Raw genomic sequence first — 24,400 nt, 5'->3', positions numbered from 1 at the left:
GCGATGAGGCCGGCAAAACCAGCACAAAAACCAGATCAGACGGTCAACCGCAACCGCGCTAAATCCCGCAACGGCGGAGCCCCAAACAACCGGCTGTACTCACGGCTGAATTGCGAAGGGCTTTCATACCCCACCCGATACCCCGCCGCCGAAGCCTCCAACCCTTCCGCCAGCATCAACCGTCGCGCTTCTTGCAGGCGCAGTTGCTTCTGATACTGCAACGGACTCATCGCCGTCATCGCCTTGAACCGGTGATGCAACGTCGACACGCTCAGGTTCACTTCCTTCGCCAGATCATCGATGCGCAACGGCTGTTCATAGTTGCCGTTGAGCCATTTGATCGCCTGGCTGATGCGATGGCTCTGGCTGTTGGCGATAGCGATTTCGTACAGCCGGTGACCCTGCTGACTGCGCAACAACCGATACAGGATTTCCCGGCGAATCAGCGGTGCGAGCATGGCGATGTCTTTCGGTGCATCCAGCAAACGTGCCAGACGCAACACCGCGTCGAGCATCGCGGTGTCGATCCGTTCGACATACAAGCCGCGCCCCGTCGGCCGGGTGGGCACACTGAGAGGGCCGGCGTCGGTAATCAGCGCAGTGATTTCAGCCGGGTCGATATCCAGCCGCACCGCGAGGATCGGTTCTTCAGACGTGACATTCACCACACGCCCGCTCAGTGGCATCGAGACCGACACCACCAGGTAATTCAGCGGATCGTAGTTGAAGTATTCATCGGCCAGCCTGACCTCTTTACGGCCCTGCGCCATGATGCACAGCGCGGGTTGCGCCAGTACCGGGGCAAACTCATGGGACTGGCTATGGCGAGACATGAAGAGCGAGCCGACGGCAGTCGCATAAGTGCCATCCTCCGCCGTGTTTTGGCGAATGATAGCGGCCAGTTCCGCGCGCTGTTTCTCCATGTCGGCGTCCAGCGGGGCTTGAAAGTGATCGAGCGACGACATGCTAGGCATCCTCGGCAAGGCGTTGGTAATGAGGCGAGCTTAAGTTTGTGCAAGACGAAGCGGTAGACACATCCTGCCTCAACCTTGCCTGATTCTGCACGGAGTGAATTAACGGCACCTCTATGACAGGCCAACCCAAGGGAAACTTGCTTGAAAGCCCTGTTTCATTGGCACGAAAGCGTTTACAGGTTGTTACAGGTTTTTCGAGACGCCGCGCAGGATTGTGCAACAAGCCGGCAGGAATCGACTAACCGCGCTTCCACCTGCGCGCTTAACCTTTGATCCTGTCGCAGCCCGTCCCACGGCTGCCACTCGAGTACCTGGGAGGGTTGAACATGTCTACGCAGATCCCCGTCAGTCATATGGCCTTTGTCCGCGCTCGCGCCGGGCGTTCGGTGGAGCTCGGCGCGCGCCTCAGCGCGTTGATCGAGCCGTCTCGCAGCGCACCGGGTTGCCTGAGTTTTGCCCTGCAGCATTCGCAATGCGATCCGGAGTTGTGGCTGGTGTCCGGTTTCTGGATGAACCAGCAGGCCATGACCGCTTACTTCAGCACCCCGGCCATGCAGATTTTTGCCGGGTTGGTTCAAGACCTGGTGGTCAACAGCCTGGATTTTCATACCTTCAAGGACGTGTCGGCCGCCCAGGCGCTGGGGCAGTCTCAGTCGTGGGTACACAAAATGGCGGGTTGAGGGTTTAATGGCTCAATTCTCCATTCAGCCAGGATCCGCGACATGGCACGCAAAGCCTTTGAAACCTTCGAAGCCGTATCTGCCGTAGTACCCCGTGAAGGCGGTTATCACGCCGCAATCGCCACCAAAGCCATCGGTGGTTCGGGTGCGCCGCGCTTTCACAAGCTGCTCGAAGAACAGACCTTCAAAACTGCCCATGAGGCCGACGAGGCCGCAGCCAAAGAACTGACCCGTCTCAGGGACGTCAGCGAAGACGGCGACCTGATCTGGTAATTACCTTTTCGCCCCCGGGCGATACATCTTGAACAACGCCTCAGGCCCCAGCTGGAAATAATCCGCTGGCCCGCCGCCGCGCAGAATCGGTTCTGCCGCGGCGGTGTCGTACACCCCATCCTTCAACAGCCATTTGGCGATATGTACGGCGACCACTTCGCCGAGAATCAGCCAGCTCGGCACCACGTTGCCATCGGCCCGCTGCAACTGAATGATCTGCGTGACCTTGCACTCGAAGGACACCGGGCTTTCGGCGACGCGCGGCACCTGAATGATTTTCGACGCTGCCGGGGTTAGCCCGGACAACTCGAACTCGTTGACCTCGGGCGGGGCCATGGCAGAGCTCTGGTTCATCTGCTCGGCCAGTGGCCGGGTCGCCAGGTTCCAGACGAATTCGCCGGTCTGCTCGATGTTATTCAGGCTGTCTTTGCGCCCGACACTGGAAAACCCAATGATCGGCGGAATGTAGTTGAACGCGTTGAAGAAACTGTAAGGCGCCAGGTTCAGGCGGCCATTGGCATCCTGAGAGGAAATCCAGCCAATGGGACGCGGGCCGACGATCGCATTGAACGGGTCATGCGGCAGGCCGTGGCCGTTGGCGGGTTCGTAGAAGTGGATGTCGTCGGGCATGGCGCGGGGTTCCTGAGTTCGGTTTGTAGCGAAGAGGGCCATAGTGCAAGCGGTGGCCAGCAATTTCCAGTGTGGCAATGACGGCGCATTGGCTTGTGTGACAGTTTTTTCATAAAGCACCTACCTAATTTTCACGGCCTCACCTTCAGTCTGCGCGGCGTCCAAAGCCTGAGAAAACGGCTGCCCTGACTATTGGAGCTTTACCCTCGATGAACAAACTTCCTCAAATCACCCTGGCGTTCTGGGTGATGAAAATCTGCGCGACGACCCTGGGGGAAACCGCCGGCGACTTGCTGTCGATGACCCTCAACGTCGGTTACGCCATCAGCTCTCTGATTTTGATCAGCGTGTTCGTACTGACGCTGATCACACAACTGATGTCCAAAACCTACAAGCCGGTGCTGTACTGGATCGTGATTTTGTCGACCAGCACGGCCGGCACCACCATGTCTGATTTCATGGACCGCACCCTTGAGTTGGGCTATGCCACGGGCTCGATGATCCTGATTGCGATTTTGATAGGGATTTTTGCTGCGTGGCGCTTGAGCGGCGATTCGCTGAACGTCACCAAGGTCCAGACCTTTCGCGGCGAGATGTTTTACTGGATGGCGATACTGTTTTCCAACACCCTGGGCACTGCGCTTGGCGACTACCTGGCCGATGACTCGGGTCTCGGTTTTGCAGGTGGCGCACTGCTGATCGGCTCGACCATTGCGGTGGTGGTGCTGCTCAAATACTTCACCAGGATTTCGTCGGTGCTGCTGTTCTGGGTGGCGTTTGTACTGACGCGGCCGTTTGGCGCGACGTTGGGCGATTTCCTGACCAAGCCCCATGCAAAGGGTGGGCTGGATTTCGGCACCATCGGTTCGTCGTTGGTGTTGGCGGGGATTCTGGTGGTGATGATTGCGGGGGCTTCGTATGCGCAGAAGAAGTTCGCGAAGCCTGCGGTTGCCGAGTTGACTTGATACCGAGGTGCGGCCATCGCGAGCAGGCTCGCTCCCACACTGACCGAGTTCTTTCATGAGAATGCGGTCGAATGTGGGAGCGGGCTTGGTCCGGGCGGCGTTCCGACGAAGAGGCCGGCACAGCCGACCTCAATGCAACTGTCAGTCCGTCTCGATCCGCGAATGCTTGCGGGTGTCTTTCATGGTCACGTAGACCAGCAACGACACGGCAATACACGCGGTGACATACCAGTAGTAACCGGTTTCCATGCCGATGCTCTTGAACCACAGTGCGATGTATTCAGCGGTGCCGCCGAAGATCGACACGGTCAGCGCGTACGGCAGGCCGACGCCCAAGGCGCGGATTTCGGTCGGGAACAGCTCGGCTTTGACCACCGCGTTGATCGAGGTGTAGCCGCTGACGATGATCAGCGCCGCCATGATCAGGAAGAACGCGCCCCACCAGGTCTGCACGGTGTGCAGGGTGGTCAGGATCGGCACGGTGAACAGCGTCCCGAGAATACCGAAGGCAATCAGGATTGGCCGGCGACCGACTTTATCCGAGAGCCCGCCGATGATCGGTTGCAGGCACATGAACAGGAACAGCGTGGCAGCCGAAATAGTGGTGGAGTCGGAGATGCTCATGCCGACAGTGTTCACCAGGTATTTCTGCATGTACGTGGTGTAGGTGTAGAACGCCAGGGTGCCGCCCATGGTCAGGCCGACCACGGTCATCAGTTCCTTCGGATGGCGCATCAAGGTGCGCATGGCGCTTTCCTTGGCCTTCTCTTTCTTGGCGAACGACTCGGTTTCTTCCATGCCACGACGCAAGTACAGCGCGACGACGGCACACAGTGCGCCGATGGCGAACGGGATGCGCCAGCCCCAGGCGTACAGCTCTTCAGTGGTCAGGGTCTGTTGCAGCACGATCAGCACGGCCAGGGCGATGAGCTGACCGGAGATCAGGGTCACGTACTGGAAGCTGGAGTAGAAACCGCGACGATCCTTGGTCGCCATCTCGCTGAGGTACGTTGCCGAGGTGCCGTACTCGCCACCGACCGACAGGCCTTGCAGCAAACGGGCGAAAATCAGCAGGATCGGTGCGCCGATGCCGATGGTTTCATAACCGGGGCTCAGGGCGATCAGCAGCGAGCCGAAACACATCAGGTACACCGAAGCCATCAGCGCTTTCTTGCGACCGGCCTTGTCGGCGTAAAGGCCCATCAACCAGCCACCGATCGGGCGCATCAGGAAGCCCACGGCGAAGATCGCGGCGGTGTTCAGCAGTTGTGCGGTGGTGTCGCCTTTGGGGAAAAAGGCCTTGGCGAAGTACAGGGAGAAGGCGGCGTAGACGTACCAGTCGTACCACTCGACCATGTTGCCGACAGAGCCGCTGAAGATCGATTTGATGCGACTGGCAGTGGTTCTTTCTTTGGCAGGCGTAGCTGCCGACCCAAGAGGCAGGGTTTGTGAGTTATCCATGACGGATCCTTCATTTAATTGTTTTTGTGGAGCGCGTTGAAACGCAGCCTGCTTGGGCTATAGCAGGAGCTGTGCCAACGGGAGGAGGGCCGGTTTAGAGGGGGGGGCGGGGTTTTATGAGCGGATGTTTGCTTATGAGTGTTGGGGGTGTGAGCGGAAATCCGCTTATTCAGGGAGAAACACCCCTCACCCTAACCCTCTCCCCAAAGGGGCGAGGGGACTGACCGAGGTGTTCTTGGAGCTACATCGACCTGAAAGACCGAGTCGAACGCAGCTTTGAAAACAACACAAATCTGCTCCCTTTCCCCCTCTCCCCGTTGGGGAGAGGGCTGGGGTGAGGGGATGGATTTCAGCATCACTGAAAATCCCGCGTGAAAACTCACTCCCCCAAAAACATCTCCCGACTCAACCCATGCCGCTGCATCTTTTCATTGAAGGTCCGGCGCGGCAGTTGCAGTTCTTCAAGTACCGCTTTCACATCGCCCTTATGCCGGGTCAACGCCGCGCGCAGACAATGCGCTTCAAACGCTTCCTGCTGCGCCGCCAGCGATTGCCCAGGATCAATTCCCACCGGTTCCGGCTCACCCAGCCCCAACACTTGTCGCTCAGCAACGTTTGCCAATTCGCGCACATTGCCCGGCCAGTCGTGGCTCAGCAGGTGGCTCAACTGCGGGCCGCTCAGCGGTGGAAAAGTGCGCCCCAAACGCTCGGCGGCATTTTGTGCAAACGACTCGAACAACAACGGAATGTCTTCACGCCGCTCGCGCAACGGCGGCAGCCGCAACTCGGCCACGTTCAACCGATAGGCCAAATCCTCGCGAAAGCGTCCGGCCCGGGCTTCGTCCAGCAAGTCGGGTTTGGTCGCGGCGATGATTCGCAAATCCACGCGGATGCTCTGATTGGAGCCCAACCGCTCCAGCTTCTGCTCCTGCAACACCCGCAGCAATTTCACCTGCTGGGCCAGCGGCATGCTTTCTATTTCATCGAGAAACAGCGTGCCGCCGTCGGCGTATTCGAGCTTGCCGATGCGTTTGCCTGAGGCGCCGGTGAACGCGCCGCTCTCGTGACCGAACAGCTCGGCCTCGAACAACTGCTCGGGAATCGCCGCACAGTTCAGCGCCACAAACGGTTTGTCGGCACGTGGACCAAAGTCGTGCAGGCAACGGGCAACCAACTCTTTGCCGCTGCCGGTTTCACCGCGAATCAACACATTGACCGGCAGCGTCGCCAGGTCGAGCACTTGCCGACGCAGCGTCTGCAAACCACGGGACACGCCCAGCAACGTCACATCGAGTTTGGCGCGGTTGTCCGCCTGCTCGTGCAGGGCGCGGTTTTCCAGCACCAGCCGCCGCTTGTCCAGCGCACGGCGCAGACTGCCGAGCAGGGTTTCGGGGCTGAAGGGTTTTTCAAGGAAGTCGTAGGCGCCATCGCGCATGGCTTCGACCGCCATCGGCACATCGCCGTGGCCGGTCAGCAGAATCACCGGCAAGTCGGCGTCGCGCCGCTGAACCTCGGCCAGCAGTTCCAGGCCGGTCATGCCAGGCATGCGCACGTCGCTGAGGATCACCCCGGGGAAATGCTTCGGCAGCTGCGCCAGGCACTCATCGGCGCGGCTGAACAATTGCACCTCGAACCCCGACAGGCTCAGCCATTGTTCGACGGCACTGCGAATACTGCTTTCGTCGTCGACCACCATCACTGAATTCAGCATGAGCCAGGGGCCTCCAGGTCAATGGGCAAGGTCACGGTGAACACCGCGCCGTTTGCATGATTGTTGGCGCTCAGGCGTCCGCCCGATTCGTGAACGATGGCAAAGGATACGGCCAGCCCGAGGCCCAGGCCATCGCCCACCGGTTTAGTGGTGAAGAACGGATCAAACACGTTGGCCAAGTGCTCTTCGGCAATGCCGCCACCGTTGTCGGTGACGGTCAGGCGCCAGAGTTGTTCGTCGGCTTCGAGACGGATTTCCAGGCGTTTGCAGGGTTTGTCCTGCATGGCGTCCAAGGCATTGCGCAGCAAATTGATCAGCACCTGTTCCAGACGAATCGCATCGCCACGCACCCAGGCCGGACGCGTCAGGTGCAGCACCGTGCTGACCTGTTCATCGCGCAACCTTGTGTCGAGCAGCTGCAACGATTGGTCCACCACCGCCGCCAGGTCCAGCCGTTCGCGCAGGCCGCTGGGGCTTTTGCGGGCGAAGGTTTTCAGGTGGCCGGTGAGGGCGGCCATGCGCGTCAGCATCTCATCCACCGGTCTGAGTGCTTTGTAGGCGTCATCGACCCGGCCGTGATCGAGCAGCAGCCTCAGAGTAGCAAGCTGCATGCGCTGGGCGGTCAGCGGTTGATTGATTTCATGGGCCAGCGCCGCAGACATCTGGCCGAGGGCGGCGAGTTTGGCCGACTGCACCAGACCGTCTTGAGCGGTGCGAAGGTCGCGGGTGCGTTCTTCCACCAGTTGTTCGAGCTCTTCGCGACTGCGCTGGCGCAGCTTGGCCAGACGCCAGCGCTGATTGAGGAACAGCAACAGAAACACCACGGCCAGCCACAACCCGGCGGCGGCGAGCCCGGCGTTGCGGCTGTCTTCGAACGCGATTTGTGGGCGGCGCAGCAGGTGCAACGTCCAGCCTTCAGTGCTCAGCGGCAGCGATTCCCACAGGTAATTCGCCGTCCCGTCAGGACCCACGACCCGCGTCAGATCACTGTTGTCGTCGAAGCGCCGCACCGATTGATACTCGAGCGGGGTCAGCGGTTGTTTATCGTATTGACGGGTGACCTTGAGTTCGGCGTGATCGCTGTCACTCAGCGGTTTCAACAGGCGATAGCGCCAGCCCGGCTGGTTGGCGATGAAGATAATCCCGCGTGCATCACTGACCAGCAGCGTGTCGCTGCCCTGACGCCATTCGCGCTCCAGTTCCGGAAATTCGAGTTTCACCACCATCGCGCCGAGGAACTGGCCGTCGTCGCCGGTGACCGCGCTGGACAGGAAGTAGCCGGGAATGCCGCTGGTCACGCCCACCGCATAAAAGCGCCCGGTGCCTTGAGTGCGCGTCTGGCTGAAATAGGGGCGAAAGCCATAGTTGTGGCCAACGTAACTGCTGGGCAAACGCCAATTGCTGGCGGCCACGGCGAGGCCGGTGTGGTCGAGCAGTTCCAGGGTCGATGAGTGGGCTGCTCCGTTGATTTTTTCCAGTTTACGGTTCAACGCAAGCTGCTGTTCGGGGCTCACTTCACCGCTTAGCGCGGCGCGCAGTTCCGGGTCCAACGCCAATACGGCGGGCAGGGCGCGGTAGCGGTCGATCAGGGTGTGCAGGGAGTTGGCGTACAAAGCCAGTTGCTGATTGGCGCGGGCGGCGTCTTCGACCAGGGCCTGGCGTTCGGCATGACGTATGGCCAAGGTGGCGGCAAGGACCGCCCCGGCGATGATCAACAGGGTATACAACGACAAACGCACGGCACGAGCAGTTGGAATCATGCTGTAGAAAACACTGGGAATACGGGCGCGCACGATAGCATGCCGTCCAGACTTGTTGCCGATGCCCGCCCCTCCACCGCACCTTGATTGGACGATTGTTGATACGAGTGGCGCGTCTAAGCTGCTTTTCGTCGTTGTCGTTCCAGAAACCTGTTATCCGTGGTGCCAGCCTCTCTGTAGAGGCGCATATCCGCCATGATAGAGAGTGCACCAGTGCGTTTAACTTATCAGGCGTGGTTGTTGCTGTGACCTGCCAGATCTGACAGGTCGATGACATTTACTTAGAACAAATCAATACGTCTTTGAGCGCTTTTGATTACTTTTTGTCAGGCACAAAAAAACCGGCCTGTTGTTGCCAACAGGCCGGTTTTTCGCTGCGTAAGGTCGTGCTTACTGCACTTCCACCGCCAGGCTTTCACTGATCTTTTTCTGCCAGATGGCAGGACCGGTGATGTGTACCGACTCCCCCTTGCTATCAACCGCAACGGTAACCGGCATGTCTTTCACGTCGAACTCGTAGATTGCTTCCATGCCCAGTTCGGCGAAAGCCACCACGCGGGATTTCTTGATGGCTTGTGCCACCAGGTAAGCCGCGCCGCCGACTGCCATCAGGTAAACGGCTTTGTGGTCCTTGATCGCTTCGATCGCGGTCGGGCCGCGCTCGGATTTGCCGATCATGCCCAACAGGCCGGTTTGCTCGAGGATCTGACGGGTGAACTTGTCCATCCGCGTCGCGGTGGTCGGGCCGGCAGGGCCCACCACTTCTTCGCGCACCGGATCAACCGGGCCGACGTAGTAGATGAAGCGACCTTTGAGGTCCACCGGCAGGGTTTCACCCTTGTTCAGCATCTCGACCATGCGCTTGTGCGCGGCGTCGCGACCGGTGAGCATTTTGCCGTTGAGCAGGACGGTTTCGCCCGGCTTCCAGCTCTGCACGTCTTCCGGGGTCAGGGTGTCGAGGTTGACGCGACGAGCCGATGGGCCGGCTTCCCAGACGATTTCCGGGTAGGCGTCCAGCGGTGGCGCTTCCAGCGAGGCCGGGCCGGAACCGTCGAGCACGAAGTGCGCGTGACGGGTGGCGGCGCAGTTCGGGATCATGCACACCGGCAACGAAGCGGCGTGGGTCGGGTAATCCATGATCTTCACGTCGAGTACGGTGGTCAGGCCACCGAGGCCCTGGGCGCCGATGCCCAGTTGGTTGACCTTCTCGAACAGCTCCAGACGCATCTCTTCGATACGGTTCTGTGGGCCGCGTGCTTTCAGCTCGTGGATGTCGATGGATTCCATCAACACTTCCTTGGCCATCACGGCGGCTTTCTCGGCGGTGCCGCCGATGCCGATGCCGAGCATGCCCGGTGGGCACCAGCCAGCGCCCATTTCCGGAACGGTTTTCAGCACCCAGTCGACGATCGAGTCGGACGGGTTGAGCATGGCCATTTTCGACTTGTTCTCGGAACCGCCGCCCTTGGCCGCCACGTCCACTTCCACGGTGTTACCCGGAACGATGGAGTAGTGGATAACGGCCGGGGTGTTGTCCTTGGTGTTTTTACGAGCGCCCGCCGGGTCGGCGAGGATCGAGGCACGCAGGACGTTTTCCGGCAGGTTGTAAGCCCGGCGCACGCCTTCGTTGATCATGTCGTCCAGGCCCATGGTGGCGCCATCCCAGCGTACGTCCATGCCCACGCGAACGAAGACGGTAACGATGCCGGTGTCCTGGCAAATCGGGCGGTGGCCGGTGGCGCACATCCGCGAGTTGATCAGGATTTGCGCCATGGAGTCACGGGCCGCTGGCGATTCTTCGCGCAGGTAGGCTTCGTGCATCGCCTGGATGAAGTCAACGGGGTGGTAATAGGAAATGAACTGCAGGGCGTCGGCAACGCTCTGAATCAGGTCGTCTTGCTTGATCACGGTCATGAGTCGCGCTCCTCTAAAAGACGGGAACATTCAATAAGGTGCTTGCAGCTTGGGTGCATCGGTCGGTTGCAAGCACCTTTACAAGGCACGCCGGGGCTGCTGGCGCGACGCTAAAAAGGCGCGGCAGTATAACGCGCCTCGGTTCCGGGCACACCCGCCGGTAGTCAATCGTTGGTCGCATATCGAACACGATCCCTGTAGCAGCTGGCGAAGCCTGCGTTCGGCTGCGAAGCAGTCGTGAAACGGACACCCTGATTTACCTGACACACCGCGGTGCTTGATTTTACGACTGCTTCGCAGCCGAACGCAGGCTTCGCCAGCTGCTACAAGGATTGTTGTTTTGGCGAGAAATGAGGTCATGCCTTTGGCGCCAGTTTTCCGCCCTTAAAATTGAATGGTCATTTATCAGGCACGCTACTAAAGTGGCATTCGGTCTGTAGAGTAGGACACTCAAGCAGCCTCCCTTCGCACGGTGAGTCAACGATTGACCCATAACGCCATCCAGCGCTTGTTGCTCAAACGCTTTGCCCTCGCAGCCGGCACCTACGCCCTGGCTTTGTTGCTGTTGTGGCTGGCGTTTTTCACCGGTCATTACGATGAATCCTTGCCCAACGTGGCCATCGGCAGTGCGCTGGTGGTCATCAGTCAGGCCACGTTGTTTGCGCTGTTTTACAGTGGCTGCAACCTGCGTTTTTCCGACCCCAGCCTGACCGAAGCGCAAGTGTTGCTGGGGCTGGGTTGGCAAACCTGGCTGATCGCCCATCTGGACGAGGCACGCGGCGCGTTCCTGGTGTTCTACGTGCTGATTCTGCTGTTCGGGTTGTTCCATCTTTCGCGCCTGGCCTTTTTGCGGTGCGCGCTGTTGGTGTTTTTCAGTTTCAGCGCGATCACGCTGTGGGAGGGCTACCACTTCCAGTTACCCGACCCGGCACTGGCCGCGTTGCAGGTGTGCGTACTGCTCATCGTGTTGGTCTGGCTGGAACTTTATGCCCGTCACGTCCAGGCCTCTCGACTACGCATGCGTCAGCGCCGATTTGCCTTGCAGGCGCATCAGGACACCCTGCGCGGGATGATGCGCCAGCTCGAAGATTTGGTGGCCACCGACGAACTGACCGGGCTGTTCAATCGCCGGCATTTCCTGCGCCTGGCCTCCCGTGAGCTGAAGGCCATGGACGCCGGTGTCCTGCATGGCCTGGCGCTGATCGACCTCGACCATTTCAAACGGATCAACGATGTGCACGGCCATGCCGCCGGTGATCAGGTGCTGCAAGCCTTTGCCGCCGTGGCCACCGCCTGCTTGCGCGATGGCGATGTCCTGGCCCGTTACGGTGGCGAAGAATTCGTCGTGCTGTTGCCCGATTGCAACGCCGAACGCCTGACCTCCTGTTGCGAGCGGCTGCGCATTGCGTTCACCGATGTCGAACTGATCGGACTCAACGTCGCCCATCTCAGCTTGTCGGCGGGCATGACGTTGCTCGAACTGGGCGACGATCTCGATGAAGCCTTGCAGCGCGCCGATCAGGCGCTTTATCGCGCCAAGCGTGACGGCCGCAATCGTTGCGCGGCCGCGTGGGAGAACGTCGATGCCTGAGTTACGGGTCGGCGAACGCCAATGGTCGGTGGCGGCGGGCAGCAACCTGCTCGATGCGTTGAATCAGAACGGCGTATCGGTGCCCTACAGCTGTCGCGCCGGCAGTTGCCATGCCTGTCTGGTGCAATGTGTCCAAGGGCTGCCGAGTGACAGCCGCCCCGACGCCCTGAGCGCAGACCAGCGTCAGCAAGGCTGGCGCCTGGCGTGTCAGTGTCAGGTGGTCGAAGACTTGCAGGTGCACACCTTCGATCCTCAGCAGGATGGCCGCCCGGCCGAGGTGGCGGCTGTCGATTGGTTAAGCACCAGCGTGTTGCGTTTGCGCCTGACCCCTCAAAGCCCTTTGCGCTACAGCGCCGGGCAGCATCTGGTGTTGTGGGCGGGCAACGTGGCACGGCCGTATTCATTGGCCAGCCTGCCGGAAGAAGACCGCTTTTTGGAGTTCCACCTCGATTGTCGCCAGCCGGGTGAATTCAGCGACGCGGCCCGCCAGCTGAAAATCGGCGATTCGATCCGCCTCGGCGAGTTGCGCGGCGGGGCCTTGCATTACGACCCGGACTGGAACACCCGACCGCTTTGGCTGATGGCTGCCGGCACGGGTTTGGGACCTTTATTCGGCATCTTGCGTGAAGCGCTACGACAAGATCACCAAGGTGCCATTCGCGTCATTCATCTGGCCCATGATGCCGAGGCGCATTATCTGGCCAAGCCCCTGCAAGCCATGGCAGCCAGCCGCCCGAACCTGAGCATCGAGCTGTGGACAGCGGCCGAGTTGCCCGCGGCTTTGGCGCAACTGCGGCTTGTCTCCCGGCAAACCCTGGCCTTACTCTGCGGGGCCCCTGACAGCGTAGACGCCTTTGCCCGGCGCTTGTATCTGGCGGGATTGCCGCGCAATCAACTGCTGGCGGACGTCTTTGTTCTCCGCGGTTGAGCGCTGATTTTCAGACGCGAGACCGACCATGAGCGATGCCATCCAATTTGTACGTGAGCGCGGCCTGCTGACCCTGCGCCTCAACCGCCCTGACAAGAAAAACGCCCTGACCCGCGCCATGTACAGCCACTTGGCTGAAGCGTTGAAACTGGCCGATACCGACCCTGAAATCAACGCCGTGCTGATCACTGGCAGCGCCGAGTGCTTCACCGCTGGCAACGACATCGCCGATTTCATCCAGCAACCACCGAGCAACCTCGACAGCCCGGTGTTTCAGTTCATGCTCACCCTGCTCGAATGCCGCAAACCGGTGATCGCCGCCGTGGCCGGTGCTGCGGTAGGTATTGGCGCGACGATGCTGCTGCATTGCGATCTGGTGTATATCAGCCGCGATGCGCGCCTACGCATGCCGTTCGTTAATCTTGGGTTATGCCCGGAGTTTGGTTCCAGCCTGATCCTGCCGCGACTGCTCGGGCAGGCCAAAGCCGCCGAGTTGTTGCTGCTTGGCGAAGGTTTCAGTGGTGAGCAGGCCGCGCAGTGGGGCATTGCGACCGAAGCCTTGGGCAGTGGCGAAGAGGCGCTGGCCAAGGCGCGGGAGATGGCGTTGCGTTTCGAGTCGCTGCCGCCGGAGGCGGTACGTATCAGCAAGCAATTGATGAAAGCCCCGGACCGCGAACAACTGCGCAAGGCAATAGAAGAAGAGAGTGCACAGTTCACCCAACGGTTGCGCTCGCCGGAAGCGATTGCGGCGTTGACCGGGTTCATCAAACGGCATTGACTCTGCGGTGACTGGGCGGGCCCCTTCGCGAGCAGGCTCGCTCCCACAGGGATTTTGTGAACGCCACAGACCCAATGTGGGAGCGAGCCTGCTCGCGAAGAGGCCCGCCCAGGCAACACATCTTCTGGACCCAGAAAGCAAAAAGCCCCGCCATTCAAATGGCGGGGCTTTTGTTTTTCAGCGATCTGGCAATCAGACCATCTTGTCGCCAACGTGCAGGATTTTCATCCCGTTGGTGCCGCCGATGGTGTGGTAGCTGTCGCCCTTGGTCAGGATGACCCAGTCGCCTTTTTCGACTACGCCGCGCTTGAGCAACTCGTCGATCGCGGCCTGGCTGACTTGCTCAGGCGGCAGCGATGCCGGGTCGAACGGTACGGTGTAGACGCCACGGAACATGGCCGCGCGGGCCTGGGTTTCGCGGTGCGGGGAGAACGCGTAGATCGGAATCGAGGAACGGATGCGCGACATGATCAACGGCGTGTAGCCACTTTCGGTCAAGGCGATGATCGCCTTCACGCCCGGGAAGTGGTTGGCGGTGTACATGGCCGCCAGGGCGATGCTCTGGTCGCAGCTTTCGAAGACCTTGCCGATGCGGTGGCTGGAGGTCTTGCTGGTCGGGTGCTTTTCAGCGCCGATGCAGATGCGCGCCATGGCTTGCACCGCTTCCAGCGGGTACAGACCGGCAGCACTTTCAGCCGAGAGCATCACGGCGTCGGTGTAGTCGAGCACGGCGTTGGCTACGTCGGAGACTTCGGCGCGGGTCGGCATCGGGTTCTGGATCATCGACTCCATCATCTGGGTCGCTACGATCACAGCCTTGTTGTGGCGGCGTGCGTGCAGAATGATTTTCTTCTGAATGCCCACCAGCTCGGCGTCGCCGATTTCCACACCCAGGTCACCACGAGCCACCATGACAGCGTCGGATGCATTGATCAGCGCGTCGAGGGTTTCGTCGTCGGCCACGGCTTCGGCGCGTTCGATCTTCGCCACCAGCCAGGCAGTACCGCCAGCTTCGTCGCGCAGTTGACGGGCGTACTCCATGTCGGCGGCGTCACGCGGGAAGGACACCGCGAGGTAGTCGACCTGCATCTCGGCAGCGAGCTTGATGTCGGCCTTGTCTTTTTCAGTCAGGGCCGGTGCGGTCAGGCCGCCACCGCGACGGTTGATGCCTTTATGGTCGGACAGCGGGCCGCCGATCAGTACGGTGCAATTCAGTTCGGTGGCATTGGCGGTATCAACACGCATCACCACGCGGCCATCGTCGAGCAGCAGCTCGTCGCCCACGCCGCAGTCCTTGACCAGATCCGGGTAGTCGATGCCGACGATGGTCTGGGTGCCTTCGGTCAGAGGATGGCTGGTGGAGAAGGTGAATTGATCACCGATCTTCAGCTCGATCTTCTTGTTGGCGAATTTGGCGATACGGATTTTCGGGCCTTGCAGGTCACCCAGCAGGGCGACGAAGCGGCCGTGCTTGGCAGCGAGGTCACGCACCAGCTTCGCGCGAGCCTTGTGCTCGTCGGGGGTGCCGTGGGAGAAGTTCAGGCGGGCGACGTCCAGGCCAGCCAGAATCAGCTGTTCGAGAACTTCCGGCGAGTTACTGGCCGGGCCAAGGGTAGCGACGATTTTGGTGCGACGGACGGACATGCATAGACTCCTGAGTTCAAGCGCTGAGTGAGGCTACTATGCTCTGCGGGTGTAGTCATTGTTCATATGCACTACTTATTCGTTTGTTTATTGAAACGAACATTCCTGAAGATTTCGCGCCACGGGTCGATACAGAGCTCAAGACAGGAGAACCCCCATGCGATTTGTGCTCATTGCCGCCCTTGCCATCAGTGTCCTCAGCGTCACGGGCTGCACCCGTTGGTCGATGAACCATCATTTGAATAATGCCTACAGCGCCTACGACCGTGACAATTGCGAGCAGGTGATGCTCGAACTGTCCAAAGTCGAACGCGCCAGCCGAGCTCGGCCTTACGTGTGGCCGGAAGCATCGATGATGCGCGGGTTGTGCCTGGAACGGCAGAAACTGTTTGTCGATGCGGCGCAAACCTACCAGTTCATCATCGCCTCGTACCCGCAAAGTGAATACGCCTACCGCGCCCGCGCCCGCCTGGAAACCTTGCAGTCGCTGGGCCACTATCCGCTACGCAGTACGGCTGCGGTCGTGCGCCCGACGCAGTTCTAAAGGTCAAAGGCTGGCTCACCGGCGGTGGTGAGCTATAGTCGAATAGATCGGTTTAGAGCCTTGCCTCTAATCGACGCAACACCTGTGATCGGCAGGAGTAAGCGGCAGCGGCTTTATGGACTGTCGCACCGGGATCGGGGAGAGCGCGCCCATGCCTCTGTATAAAAGAAGCAGGCCCGTTCCGAAGCATTAGTGCGGCTCTGCTTAAGAGCCTTGCTGGGCCATTTGCGCATGTTTACTGACCGCCGGATCGAGCGGCATCAACTGCCGTATTTTCTACGAGTGTTCAACAGCATCACCGACAAACCCATCGGTTTTCTGGGCAACGTGTCCGAAGACGGGCTGATGCTGATCAGCCAGTTGCCGATGATGATCGGCGCCGATTTCGATTTGCGCCTGAAAATCCCCGCCAGCGATGGCTGCATGCAGGTCATTGATCTTCAGGCGTGTTGCCTGTGGTGCCATGAAGACACGACCCCTCACCACTATGACGCCGGTTTCAGCCTGCAACGGGCGCCGCCGGAATATGGGCAATTGGTCAGCGCCTTGAAGCAATACTTCAGTTTTCAGCCGTTGCCTGCCTCCGCCTGACAACACTCCACAATCTGTAGCCGCTGGCGCAGCCTGCGTTCGGCTGCGCCAGCGGCTACAGAAATTTGTCGCTACGTCGTTTTGATTGCCATCTCGTTAGCCAGCGACCTCTCCACCAGCAACAACCCCAACTCACTCAACTGATAAATCGCCATCGCCAGATGTCGCGGCTTGTCGTCCAGGCTTTCAGCCAGGTCCAACAGCAGAATGCTGACCGTCGAAAAGGTCTCGTAGGTCTCGATGGTCAAGGCTTCGGGGTTGGCATCGGACACAACGGTGAACATCTTCATGGCTCGTTCCTCGGTAGTGTGTTCGTCGGTAAAGCGGTTTTTGGTGTTGTTTTGTTTTAGGTAGTGTTTCAGAGCCTTTTTGGCGGCGGCGTGGAGCTTTTTAGGGTCGAGGGTGGCGTAGGGCGAACGGGGGATGGATTCGAATTTCTCGGGTGGAGGTTTGAACATCGGGTTAACTCCTTTGGATCGCTAATGGGTAGAGACAGGAGAACCTTAAGGTTGAACGGCCATCTTCAATAGTCAGCCGGGGCCGCTGCTAGTTGTAGGCAGAGGCGCTTGGTTTTGTAGTCGTTGTCGTTTGCTCGAATATTCGAGTAGGAAAAGAGCCGTCCAACGATGAACATTTGTCATGCCACCAAGCTATTCCTTCATCACAGAGCGCCCGACAATTTTGAGAAATTGTCGAGCGATATTTGCAAAGGTTGAAAGTTTTTGTCACTCATCAGAGTGTGGTTTTTTCGGGGGCTGTACTTCTTTAAAGTCGGTGGACACAGAGATAAGCGCCAGAGAGATAAATTTTTGGTTTCGATCTAGCGTTTGGAGCGCCCCTCGGATGTTACTTGCGACTTCAGTAGCCCCTTGCTTCTCCACCCAATTGGTTAGTTCTTCTATTGCCGCACCCATTGCCAGCTGGTTCTGAGAGATCTGGGTTAGCACTGCAGTGAATAGATTTTTCTCATCCATGATTTATTCCTCGGTGTAGAGCGAAACGTTTGTTGGTTATGACCGATGCTCAAAACTGTTTGGGAAAGAATTGACCGCTGCATCGCGTCCTTAAGTAGTTCCACTATCACTTCCTATCGAGGTCGTGAAGCAGCTGTTTTCTATGCTGGGTACCGTTACAGCATTCCGGCTTTTTTCCAACCCAGATATCGCGTCACCATCTCGGCTCCCAACTCTGAGGGCCGAGCATCCACCACCGACACTCCATGAGCACTCAACCGCTCATGGAGTTCAGCCCGTTCATTCAAATAATCCACCGTTCCGCAATAGGTCAGCGCCTCCGACAAGGTTTGCACCGGCGTGTGCCTCAGGCTGTCGAGCACGTCTTCGCGCAGACTCGCCACCAGCACCCGATGCTGTTTGCTCAGGCGCTTGACCGCGGTCAGCAGTTCATCGTCGTCTTCATCCCGCAGGTTGGTGACCAGCACCACCAGCGCCCGGCGTTTTTGCCGGGCCAGCAATTGGTTGGCGGCGGCCTGGTAATCCGCTGGGCGTTGGGTGTTATTGAGGTCGTAGACGGTGTTGAGCAGGACCTTGAGTTGCTCGGTGCCTTTGACCGGGGCGAGGTAATGCGGTCGGTCGCTGGCGAAGGTGCTCAGGCCTACCGCATCGCCTTGGCGCAGGGCGATGTAGCTGAGCAGCAGGCAGGCATTCAGTGCGTGATCGAAATGGGCGAGTTCACCGTCCTGGCTGCGCATCCGCCGGCCGCAATCGAGCATGAAAATGATCTGCTGGTCGCGCTCGTCCTGATACTCCCGCGCAATCGGCGTGCGTTGTCGTGCCGTGGCTTTCCAGTCGATCTGGCGCAGGCTGTCGCCTTCGCGAAATTCACGCAACTGATGAAACTCCAGGCCCAGACCACGACGTTGGCGTTGGCGCACGCCGAGTTGGCTGAGCCAGTTGTCCACCGCCAGCAGTTGGCCGCCGTAGAGGCGGGCGAAGTCGGGATAGACGCGGGTGTTATCGATCACGTTGAACAGGCGTTTATCGGACCACAGACCCAATGGGCTCGGCACACTGATTTCGCAGTGTTCGAAGCTGAAATGACCGCGCTTGAGCGGGCGCAGGCGATAGCCGATCTGGCTGTGCTGGCCAGGTTGCAATTCGACCGACAGGGGCAGGTTTTCGAAGCTCAGCCCCTCCGGTACATGGTCGAAAATCTGTACGGTCAGTGGTTGTTCAAAATCATGCTCGATCGCCAGTCGCACTTCACCCCATCGACCGAGTGCAAGGCTACCGGGCATTTGTCGTTGGAGGCGGGGCGAGGGCAGTCGTTTGAGACGGACGCCGTCGAGTATCGCCAAGGCCAGCAGCGCCAGCAGCAATCCCCAGTTGATCGACAACAGGCTCGAGGGAACCGCGAATTCCAATGCCCGCAATGCGCCCAGCACGATGCCGATGGCCAGCAGCAATGCGAGCCAGATCAACAGCAGACGCGAAGGTTTCACAGGCGCGGCGCCGGCACTTGATCGAGCAGTTGCTTGAGCACTTGATCGACCTCCAGCCCTTCGATATCCAGCTCCGGGGCAATCCGCACCCGGTGACGCAGCACCGCGAGGGCGCAGCCTTTAATGTCGTCCGGAATCACAAACTCGCCACCGCGCAACAAGGCGCGGGCACGGGCGCAACGCACCAGGGCAATGGAGGCCCGAGGCCCGGCGCCGAGGATCAGGCCCGGCCAGTTGCGGGTGGTGCGGGCCAGGCGCACGGCGTAATCGAGGACCTGATCGTCCAGCGGCAGGTCGCTGGCGATGCGTTGCAAGGCCAACACGTCCTTGGCTTGCAACACGGTGCGCAGCGGTTGTACGTCGAGCATGTCGGCCCGGGTCGAGCGACTGACCTGGCGGACCATGTTCAGCTCCTGATCGGCGTCGGGGTAGTCCATGCGCACCTTGAGCATGAAGCGATCGAGCTCGGCTTCGGGCAGTGGGTAAGTGCCTTCCTGTTCGATAGGGTTTTGTGTGGCGAGCACCATGAACGGTTGCACGATGGGCAGGGCGCGGCCTTCGAGGGTGACTTGCCGTTCCTGCATGGCTTCGAGCAGCGCGGCCTGGGTTTTCGCCGGGGCGCGGTTGATCTCGTCGGCGAGTAACAGGTTGGTGAACAGTGGACCTTTGCGCAGTTTGAATTGCTCGGTTTGCAAGTCGTACACCGCGTGCCCGGTGACGTCGCTGGGCATCAGGTCGGGGGTGAACTGGATGCGCGCGAACTCACCGCCGAAGCAGCGGGCGAGGGCGCGCACCAGCAATGTCTTGCCCAGCCCCGGCACGCCTTCGAGCAGTACATGGCCGCCGGCGATCAGCGCGGTGAGGACGTCGTCGATCACGGTGTTCTGGCCGATCACGGCTTTTTGCAGTTCAGTTCTTACTGCTTGGGCCAATTGACTGGCGCGTTGGCGTTGCTGCGCAGCGTGGCTCTGTACGCCGGGCTCGATCTGTTCACTCATAAGGCGTTCCTCAAGGTTTGCAGGTGGGCGACCTGACGGCTGAATTCAGCGCTGGACTGCCGCTGGTTCGGTCGCGGGCTCATGGCCTGGCTGATAGCGCGTGTGGGTTGGCCGGTCAGGCGTGCGAGCACCAGCCATTGTTCGGCAACGCCGAGTTGTTCGAAACTGGGATGACGGCGCCGCACACGCCGCAAGATGTCGCGCTGCAAGGCTTGCAGCAGGTGCTGTTGACCGTTGCGGCGCAACATGAAATCGGCACTGGCGCGCAGGTGTTCCTGAAGTTGACGGCGGGCTCTCGGGGCCGGTTTCAGCAACGGACCCTGGCGCACGCCGACGTGCCAGAAGCCAAGACCGATCAGGGCAAAAAGGGCGACCAATGCTTGGGGGAAATAGCGCAGGAGCAAGGTCAGCAGGCTGTCGTGATCGGTATTGAACAGCAGGGTCACGTTCGTGTCCGCGGTCAGGTACCAGAGCAGCCAGGCGTTGTCGTACTGGTCGATGGCCGGGTTTTTCCACAGGTCGGCGTCGGTGACCACGGTGATCGAACCGAGCCCGTGATTGAGCTGCATCATGTGCGTGGCCTTGCCGCTGTTGGCCCAGGCCTGGGCGAGGTTTTTCGGGTCTTCGAGATGGAATGCGGTATCAAAACCGGCGTAGGCCGGCGCGTTTTCGTCTTCCAGATACAGCTTGGTCAGTTTGGGGTAAGGATCGTCGTCGATAGCGGGCGGCGGGTCCTTGAGGTCTTTGCTCAGCGACTGGTGAATCTGCACCCGGTCGAGCAGCAGGTCATTGCTTTGGCCGGTCTTTTCATCCCACAGTGACTGGGCAACAAACAAAAGACGCCCGCCGGCCCGGGTCCAGTTCAGCACTTGATCGATCTGGCGCGGGGTCATGTTGTACCGGTCCCCGAGCAACAACAGACTGTGCTGATGCGGCTCCAGGGTTGGCAGAATGTCGAGGCTATTGGCATGGCTGACGGTCAGGCCCTGATTGCGCAGGAAATGCTCGGCGGCGAGATAGGGGTTGGCCTGGGCTTCGGGTGAAGGACCGTGATCGATGTCTGTCTGATAGGGCGTCGCCTTGACGTACAGATAAACACTCAGCGCGATCACTAGCACGGCGATGAACACGCCGACCGCCAGCCAGCGTTGCCGGTTCAACGCAACGCTCCCGGGCCGAACAGGGCTCGCCAGCCGTCACAGAGTTCCTGTTGCAAATGCGCGGGAGGCAGGCGATGCCCGTAGGCCATGTTCTGCCAGTGCCCGGTCAGGTTTTTACTGAAGGCCAGCAAGGCAGGTTGTTGCAGGTGTTCGATGCGCTCCAGGACCTGGCCTTCGGTGTCGGCGGGTTTCAGCGCCATGTTGAAGTCGTGCAGCAAGTGGCTGAGCAGACCGCGATAGAGCAATCCGAGGGCCTCGCGAGGGTGGGTTTGCCAGAGGCGTTCGGCGCTGGCGGCGATGTCGGCAGGCAGGGTTTCGCGGTTGAGGTCCAGGCCGAAAGCCTGTTGCGGTAACGGCCGCGCGACCTTGCTGTTCAAGGCCGGTCGACGGCTGACGAAGGCTTGCAACCCGTCACGGTAATGCCAGATCAATAAACCGATGGCACCGATCACGACACCCCACAACACGACTTCAATCAGCGTGGCCGCTGCGCCGAATCGTTGGTTGTCCAGAAGCTTGAGCAGCGCCTCCAGCCATTCGGTTGTTGGGTCATCGTCCGCCGTGTCGGTGGCGGGTTTGTCCTCGCCAAACCGATAGCGCGTGACCGATTCCTTGTTCTTGAACGGAGGCTGATCGAGGATCGCCTTGATGCTGTCCCGGGATGCCTGACTGGTCAGAGGTTGGTCCAGCAGGCGTGGGCTGTCGGGTGAAATGACTGGCTCGGCGGCCCACCCGGTTTGCGCTGTCGGCATCAACAGGAACGCCGCCAGCAGCAGGGTGACGGCGGTGCTGGTCAAGCGTTGGCGCATGCGGCGGAACACCAGCTCGATATCCCAGGCCTCCAGCACCGTGCGCCGATTCAGATAAAGGCTGAAGCCGCAGGCGACATAAATCGGTTCCCAGACAATGAGCACCAGTGCGTAAAAGGCGTTGGTCAGGTGTTCCAGCCATCGCCAGTCTTGTGTAGCGGCGGTGATCAAGGTCTGCCAGTTCCAGTCGAGTTCGACCTGTTGCGGCAAGAACATATAGAACAGCACCATCAGGCCGATCCATAACGCGCTTTCCAGGTGTACGCCGATGATGGTCAGCCACCGCGCGGCACCGGCGTTGCGCTGCAACAGCACCTGCAAGCGCTGTTGTCGTGGCTGCCCACTCAACCCTTCGAGTTGCACCACCGGCATCAGGAAACTGCGACTCAGGCTCAGGCGTCGCCAGGTCAGACTCGCCAGCAGTTGCGGTTTGAGCAGCTGCGGAAATTGGCGCAGCGCCTGCTTCAGCGTGGGCGTTTCGCCAAACATGGCTTTGGACAGGATGTACAGCGGCAGGCGGTCGAACGCCGGTTTCAACCACCAGAAGATGAACACGGCGAGGGAGGGCGAATCCCACAGCACCCAACTGAGCAGGGCGAAAATCGGCAAGGTCACGATGGCCCAACTGGTCATCAGCAGGCGCCGATGTCGCTGGCTCAGCAGGACGCCAAGGTCCATGGCTTCCCAGGTCGTGCGCGGGCGGATCACTACCGTGGCGTCACTCAGGCGCATGGCGAGTCCGTCCGGCTAACAGCAGATAAGTCGCCACCAACAACCAGAGCGCTGCACCGACCAGGTATTTGGTCATTGGCGTGACCCCGATTGTGGACGACCAGTAAGCTTCGATAAACGCCGCAATCAGCAGAAACAGCATGACCCCGCAAATCAGCAGTACGCTCTTGCGCGCCGCCAATCGCAGGGCTTCGGAGCGGGGCAGGCGCCCCGGCGCGATCAATGCCCAGCCCAGTTGCAGGCCGGCGGCACCGGCCAGGGCGATAGCACTCAGTTCGAAGGCGCCGTGGCCAACCACGAACGACCAGAAGGTTTGCCCGTAGCCGATGTGCGTCAGGTGCCCGGCCACCGCACCGATCATCAAACCGTTGAAGAACAGGAAAAACGCGCTGCCCAAGCCAAACAGCAAACCGCTGGCGAAGGTCTGAAAGGCAATGCCGATGTTGTGCATGATGTAGTAACCGAACATCACCCAGTCTTCACTGGCCGCCCGTTCCGCCGAGCGTCCCAGGTGACCGGCGTCGGGGTCGTACATGCCTTGCATCTCGCTGACCTGCTCGGCCGGGATCAGGTTGTAGACCAGGTCGGGGAACAGATACACCAGCAGTGCGATGCCGATCAGGCTGCCAAAAAACATCAGGCCGGCGGCGAGTACGAAACGCCATTGTTCGCGCACCAGTCGCGGGAAGTCAGCCAGGATGAAGCCCAGCACGTTGGCACCCAGTCGACTGCGGTGGCGATAAAGCTGTTGATGCCCGCGCAGCACCTGTTGCTGTAATGAGTCGATCAGAAAGCTGCTGTAACCACGTTCCTGGGCCAGCGCCAGGTGTTGGCAGAGACGACGATAATCGCTGGGGAAACCAGCGACTCGCTCGGCTTCCTTGCCTTGCTCCAGTTGTTCAAGCACGACAGCAAATTGCTCCCATTCGGCCTTGTGGCGAGTTTCGAAAAGGCTTTGCTTCATGTGGGGCCCAACAAGCCGCGGGCGATGCCATTGAGTTCGTCCACGGCCCCTGGCGCCGACACCTGCAGCGGATGCGCGAGTATGGCCGCCAGCTCTTTGACCCGTGCTTCAGAGAGTTCACCCTGGCGTTCGGCAAACCCGAGGATGGCGCGTTGTTCGGTCAGCGTCAGCGCAAAGGTCGGGCGTCGGGGCTGGATGTCAGGCAGTTGCGGTCGGGCGAGCGGTTGTTCGCGGTAGATCACCAGCGTGCCGGCGGCCAGGTCGCCGAGGCGTTTGAAGGTGGGATGTTGCAGGCAACTGATGGCCCCGAGGAAATAGCCGAACGGCAGCATGTCGACAAATCGCAGCAGGTTGCGCAGCAGCGAAGCAGACCAGCCGATCGGCGTGCCGTCGTCCTGCACCACTCGCAGGCCCATCCAATGCTTGCCTGGCGAACGACCCTGATTGAGCACTTCGAACAGCACCATGTACCACCAGCTCACCACGAACAGCAGAATCGAGCCGAGCCCTGCACCGAGTTTCCCGAGGAACGCCAGGACAATAAACAGCAGGCCAACGATCAACCCGCGCAACCCGAGATCGATGGAGAACGCCAGCGCACGAACCATCAACCCGGCCGGGCGCAGTGGCAAGTCGATGCCTTCCGGCGTTTCGACTTGATACCGCGTATCCAGTGGCGGGGACAGCGTCGCTTTCCTTGGCAGTGCTGTGGTCTCGAGCATGGGCAACCTTGATGTGGCCTGTTCGGGATTCGATGTCCGTCCGATGCTAGCAGCCTCTCGGGGGAAAACGACATAACTATGTATTGCACGGTAAGTGGTCGGAGGTGATT

At 60.1% G+C, this 24,400-nt stretch carries 23 protein-coding genes; 8 read left to right on the top strand and 15 right to left on the bottom strand.

The window, feature by feature from the left end:
* Window positions 1-35 precede the first annotated feature (35 nt).
* The gene (locus tag ACYZTZ_RS21940; protein ID WP_461999691.1) at window positions 36-965 is read right to left on the bottom strand and encodes an AraC family transcriptional regulator; all 930 of its coding nucleotides are present in this window, start codon (window positions 963-965) and stop codon (window positions 36-38) included.
* A gap of 335 nt (window positions 966-1,300) precedes the next feature.
* Here ACYZTZ_RS21940 and ACYZTZ_RS21935 point away from each other — a divergent pair, with 335 nt between their 5' ends.
* Together ACYZTZ_RS21935 and ACYZTZ_RS21930 are read left to right on the top strand one after the other, a co-directional pair.
* Window positions 1,301-1,654 (top strand): putative quinol monooxygenase, encoded by a 354-nt coding sequence (locus ACYZTZ_RS21935; protein WP_461999690.1) that lies wholly within the window; start codon window positions 1,301-1,303, stop codon window positions 1,652-1,654.
* Between the two features lie 42 nt (window positions 1,655-1,696).
* Window positions 1,697-1,927, top strand: coding sequence for a hypothetical protein (locus tag ACYZTZ_RS21930; protein WP_008156042.1), 231 nt, complete (start codon window positions 1,697-1,699; stop codon window positions 1,925-1,927).
* Here the strand turns inward: ACYZTZ_RS21930 and ACYZTZ_RS21925 are convergent, their stop codons facing one another.
* Entirely contained in the window at window positions 1,928-2,557 is a 630-nt protein-coding gene (locus tag ACYZTZ_RS21925; RefSeq protein WP_056741356.1) for a flavin reductase family protein, read from the bottom strand.
* A 209-nt stretch (window positions 2,558-2,766) separates the two neighbouring features.
* Between ACYZTZ_RS21925 and ACYZTZ_RS21920 the strand changes: the two genes are divergently transcribed.
* On the top strand, window positions 2,767-3,522 hold the full coding sequence (locus tag ACYZTZ_RS21920) for a COG4705 family protein (protein WP_461999689.1): 756 nt from the start codon (window positions 2,767-2,769) through the stop codon (window positions 3,520-3,522).
* A 141-nt stretch (window positions 3,523-3,663) separates the two neighbouring features.
* On the opposite strand, the gene ACYZTZ_RS21915 is transcribed toward ACYZTZ_RS21920, so the two are convergent.
* The 4 genes from ACYZTZ_RS21915 to ACYZTZ_RS21900 all read right to left on the bottom strand — a co-directional run bounded on the left by ACYZTZ_RS21915 (window position 3,664) and on the right by ACYZTZ_RS21900 (window position 10,368).
* Window positions 3,664-4,983 carry an MFS transporter gene (locus ACYZTZ_RS21915; RefSeq protein ID WP_046049695.1) on the bottom strand — a complete coding sequence of 440 codons (1,320 nt, stop codon included), beginning with the start codon at window positions 4,981-4,983 and terminating at the stop codon, window positions 3,664-3,666.
* Window positions 4,984-5,362: 379 nt separating this feature from the next.
* Window positions 5,363-6,694: a sigma-54-dependent transcriptional regulator gene (locus ACYZTZ_RS21910; protein ID WP_461999688.1), complete on the bottom strand. Its 1,332-nt coding sequence runs from the start codon at window positions 6,692-6,694 to the stop codon at window positions 5,363-5,365.
* Complete coding sequence (locus ACYZTZ_RS21905) at window positions 6,688-8,454, bottom strand: sensor histidine kinase (RefSeq protein WP_462000695.1); 1,767 nt, start codon at window positions 8,452-8,454, stop codon at window positions 6,688-6,690. Before ACYZTZ_RS21905 ends, ACYZTZ_RS21910 begins: the two co-directional genes overlap by 7 nt.
* Before the next feature lie 390 nt (window positions 8,455-8,844).
* Entirely contained in the window at window positions 8,845-10,368 is a 1,524-nt protein-coding gene (locus ACYZTZ_RS21900) for a fumarate hydratase (protein WP_129437918.1), read from the bottom strand.
* Between the two features lie 484 nt (window positions 10,369-10,852).
* On the opposite strand from ACYZTZ_RS21900, the gene ACYZTZ_RS21895 reads away from it, so the two are divergent.
* Genes ACYZTZ_RS21895 through ACYZTZ_RS21885 form a run of 3 tightly spaced genes read left to right on the top strand, consistent with a single transcriptional unit; the run spans window position 10,853 to window position 13,665 of the window.
* Window positions 10,853-11,959 (top strand): GGDEF domain-containing protein, encoded by a 1,107-nt coding sequence (locus ACYZTZ_RS21895; RefSeq protein WP_461999687.1) that lies wholly within the window; start codon window positions 10,853-10,855, stop codon window positions 11,957-11,959.
* Window positions 11,952-12,887 carry an iron-sulfur-binding ferredoxin reductase gene (locus ACYZTZ_RS21890; RefSeq protein ID WP_461999686.1) on the top strand — a complete coding sequence of 312 codons (936 nt, stop codon included), beginning with the start codon at window positions 11,952-11,954 and terminating at the stop codon, window positions 12,885-12,887. Before ACYZTZ_RS21895 ends, ACYZTZ_RS21890 begins: the two co-directional genes overlap by 8 nt.
* Window positions 12,888-12,915: 28 nt before the next feature.
* Window positions 12,916-13,665: an enoyl-CoA hydratase-related protein gene (locus ACYZTZ_RS21885; protein WP_056741365.1), complete on the top strand. Its 750-nt coding sequence runs from the start codon at window positions 12,916-12,918 to the stop codon at window positions 13,663-13,665.
* 192 nt (window positions 13,666-13,857) lie between these two features.
* Here the strand turns inward: ACYZTZ_RS21885 and pyk are convergent, their stop codons facing one another.
* On the bottom strand, window positions 13,858-15,309 hold the full coding sequence (pyk, locus tag ACYZTZ_RS21880; protein WP_046049690.1) for a pyruvate kinase: 1,452 nt from the start codon (window positions 15,307-15,309) through the stop codon (window positions 13,858-13,860).
* A 157-nt stretch (window positions 15,310-15,466) separates the two neighbouring features.
* Between pyk and ACYZTZ_RS21875 the strand changes: the two genes are divergently transcribed.
* Together ACYZTZ_RS21875 and ACYZTZ_RS21870 are read left to right on the top strand one after the other, a co-directional pair.
* Window positions 15,467-15,853: a tetratricopeptide repeat protein gene (locus tag ACYZTZ_RS21875; protein ID WP_461999685.1), complete on the top strand. Its 387-nt coding sequence runs from the start codon at window positions 15,467-15,469 to the stop codon at window positions 15,851-15,853.
* 231 nt (window positions 15,854-16,084) lie between these two features.
* Entirely contained in the window at window positions 16,085-16,444 is a 360-nt protein-coding gene (locus ACYZTZ_RS21870; RefSeq protein WP_461999684.1) for a PilZ domain-containing protein, read from the top strand.
* A 71-nt stretch (window positions 16,445-16,515) separates the two neighbouring features.
* Here ACYZTZ_RS21870 and ACYZTZ_RS21865 read toward each other — a convergent pair whose 3' ends face one another.
* The 8 genes from ACYZTZ_RS21865 to ACYZTZ_RS21830 all read right to left on the bottom strand — a co-directional run bounded on the left by ACYZTZ_RS21865 (window position 16,516) and on the right by ACYZTZ_RS21830 (window position 24,290).
* Window positions 16,516-16,902 (bottom strand): DUF6124 family protein, encoded by a 387-nt coding sequence (locus ACYZTZ_RS21865; protein WP_461999683.1) that lies wholly within the window; start codon window positions 16,900-16,902, stop codon window positions 16,516-16,518.
* Between the two features lie 267 nt (window positions 16,903-17,169).
* Entirely contained in the window at window positions 17,170-17,418 is a 249-nt protein-coding gene (locus tag ACYZTZ_RS21860; protein WP_046049686.1) for a hypothetical protein, read from the bottom strand.
* Between the two features lie 155 nt (window positions 17,419-17,573).
* Window positions 17,574-18,905, bottom strand: a complete 1,332-nt coding sequence (locus tag ACYZTZ_RS21855; RefSeq protein WP_461999682.1) for a DUF58 domain-containing protein — start codon at window positions 18,903-18,905, stop codon at window positions 17,574-17,576.
* Entirely contained in the window at window positions 18,902-19,903 is a 1,002-nt protein-coding gene (locus ACYZTZ_RS21850; RefSeq protein ID WP_461999681.1) for an AAA family ATPase, read from the bottom strand. Before ACYZTZ_RS21850 ends, ACYZTZ_RS21855 begins: the two co-directional genes overlap by 4 nt.
* The gene (locus ACYZTZ_RS21845) at window positions 19,900-21,063 is read right to left on the bottom strand and encodes a DUF4350 domain-containing protein (protein ID WP_461999680.1); all 1,164 of its coding nucleotides are present in this window, start codon (window positions 21,061-21,063) and stop codon (window positions 19,900-19,902) included. The genes ACYZTZ_RS21850 and ACYZTZ_RS21845 overlap by 4 nt, the downstream gene beginning before the upstream one ends.
* A complete protein-coding gene (locus tag ACYZTZ_RS21840) occupies window positions 21,060-22,604 on the bottom strand; it encodes a DUF4129 domain-containing protein (RefSeq protein ID WP_461999679.1) in 1,545 nt (514 codons plus the stop codon). Before ACYZTZ_RS21840 ends, ACYZTZ_RS21845 begins: the two co-directional genes overlap by 4 nt.
* Entirely contained in the window at window positions 22,591-23,568 is a 978-nt protein-coding gene (locus tag ACYZTZ_RS21835; protein ID WP_461999678.1) for a stage II sporulation protein M, read from the bottom strand. The genes ACYZTZ_RS21840 and ACYZTZ_RS21835 overlap by 14 nt, the downstream gene beginning before the upstream one ends.
* Window positions 23,565-24,290, bottom strand: coding sequence for an RDD family protein (locus ACYZTZ_RS21830; RefSeq protein ID WP_461999677.1), 726 nt, complete (start codon window positions 24,288-24,290; stop codon window positions 23,565-23,567). The genes ACYZTZ_RS21835 and ACYZTZ_RS21830 overlap by 4 nt, the downstream gene beginning before the upstream one ends.
* Window positions 24,291-24,400: the final 110 nt, after the last annotated feature.

It is taken from the genome of Pseudomonas sp. LB3P58 (assembly GCF_054897895.1).
This window is presented reverse-complemented; position numbering and strand designations above follow the sequence as displayed.

Coding starts and splice junctions, on each gene's coding strand:
- ACYZTZ_RS21940 (WP_461999691.1), bottom strand. CDS start 965: ATGTCGTCGCTCGATCACTTTCAAGCCCCGCTGGACGCCGACATGGAG.
- ACYZTZ_RS21935 (WP_461999690.1), top strand. CDS start 1,301: ATGTCTACGCAGATCCCCGTCAGTCATATGGCCTTTGTCCGCGCTCGC.
- ACYZTZ_RS21930 (WP_008156042.1), top strand. CDS start 1,697: ATGGCACGCAAAGCCTTTGAAACCTTCGAAGCCGTATCTGCCGTAGTA.
- ACYZTZ_RS21925 (WP_056741356.1), bottom strand. CDS start 2,557: ATGCCCGACGACATCCACTTCTACGAACCCGCCAACGGCCACGGCCTG.
- ACYZTZ_RS21920 (WP_461999689.1), top strand. CDS start 2,767: ATGAACAAACTTCCTCAAATCACCCTGGCGTTCTGGGTGATGAAAATC.
- ACYZTZ_RS21915 (WP_046049695.1), bottom strand. CDS start 4,983: ATGGATAACTCACAAACCCTGCCTCTTGGGTCGGCAGCTACGCCTGCC.
- ACYZTZ_RS21910 (WP_461999688.1), bottom strand. CDS start 6,694: ATGCTGAATTCAGTGATGGTGGTCGACGACGAAAGCAGTATTCGCAGT.
- ACYZTZ_RS21905 (WP_462000695.1), bottom strand. CDS start 8,454: ATGATTCCAACTGCTCGTGCCGTGCGTTTGTCGTTGTATACCCTGTTG.
- ACYZTZ_RS21900 (WP_129437918.1), bottom strand. CDS start 10,368: ATGACCGTGATCAAGCAAGACGACCTGATTCAGAGCGTTGCCGACGCC.
- ACYZTZ_RS21890 (WP_461999686.1), top strand. CDS start 11,952: ATGCCTGAGTTACGGGTCGGCGAACGCCAATGGTCGGTGGCGGCGGGC.
- ACYZTZ_RS21885 (WP_056741365.1), top strand. CDS start 12,916: ATGAGCGATGCCATCCAATTTGTACGTGAGCGCGGCCTGCTGACCCTG.
- pyk (WP_046049690.1), bottom strand. CDS start 15,309: ATGTCCGTCCGTCGCACCAAAATCGTCGCTACCCTTGGCCCGGCCAGT.
- ACYZTZ_RS21875 (WP_461999685.1), top strand. CDS start 15,467: ATGCGATTTGTGCTCATTGCCGCCCTTGCCATCAGTGTCCTCAGCGTC.
- ACYZTZ_RS21870 (WP_461999684.1), top strand. CDS start 16,085: ATGTTTACTGACCGCCGGATCGAGCGGCATCAACTGCCGTATTTTCTA.
- ACYZTZ_RS21865 (WP_461999683.1), bottom strand. CDS start 16,902: ATGTTCAAACCTCCACCCGAGAAATTCGAATCCATCCCCCGTTCGCCC.
- ACYZTZ_RS21860 (WP_046049686.1), bottom strand. CDS start 17,418: ATGGATGAGAAAAATCTATTCACTGCAGTGCTAACCCAGATCTCTCAG.
- ACYZTZ_RS21850 (WP_461999681.1), bottom strand. CDS start 19,903: ATGAGTGAACAGATCGAGCCCGGCGTACAGAGCCACGCTGCGCAGCAA.
- ACYZTZ_RS21840 (WP_461999679.1), bottom strand. CDS start 22,604: ATGCGCCTGAGTGACGCCACGGTAGTGATCCGCCCGCGCACGACCTGG.
- ACYZTZ_RS21835 (WP_461999678.1), bottom strand. CDS start 23,568: ATGAAGCAAAGCCTTTTCGAAACTCGCCACAAGGCCGAATGGGAGCAA.
- ACYZTZ_RS21830 (WP_461999677.1), bottom strand. CDS start 24,290: ATGCTCGAGACCACAGCACTGCCAAGGAAAGCGACGCTGTCCCCGCCA.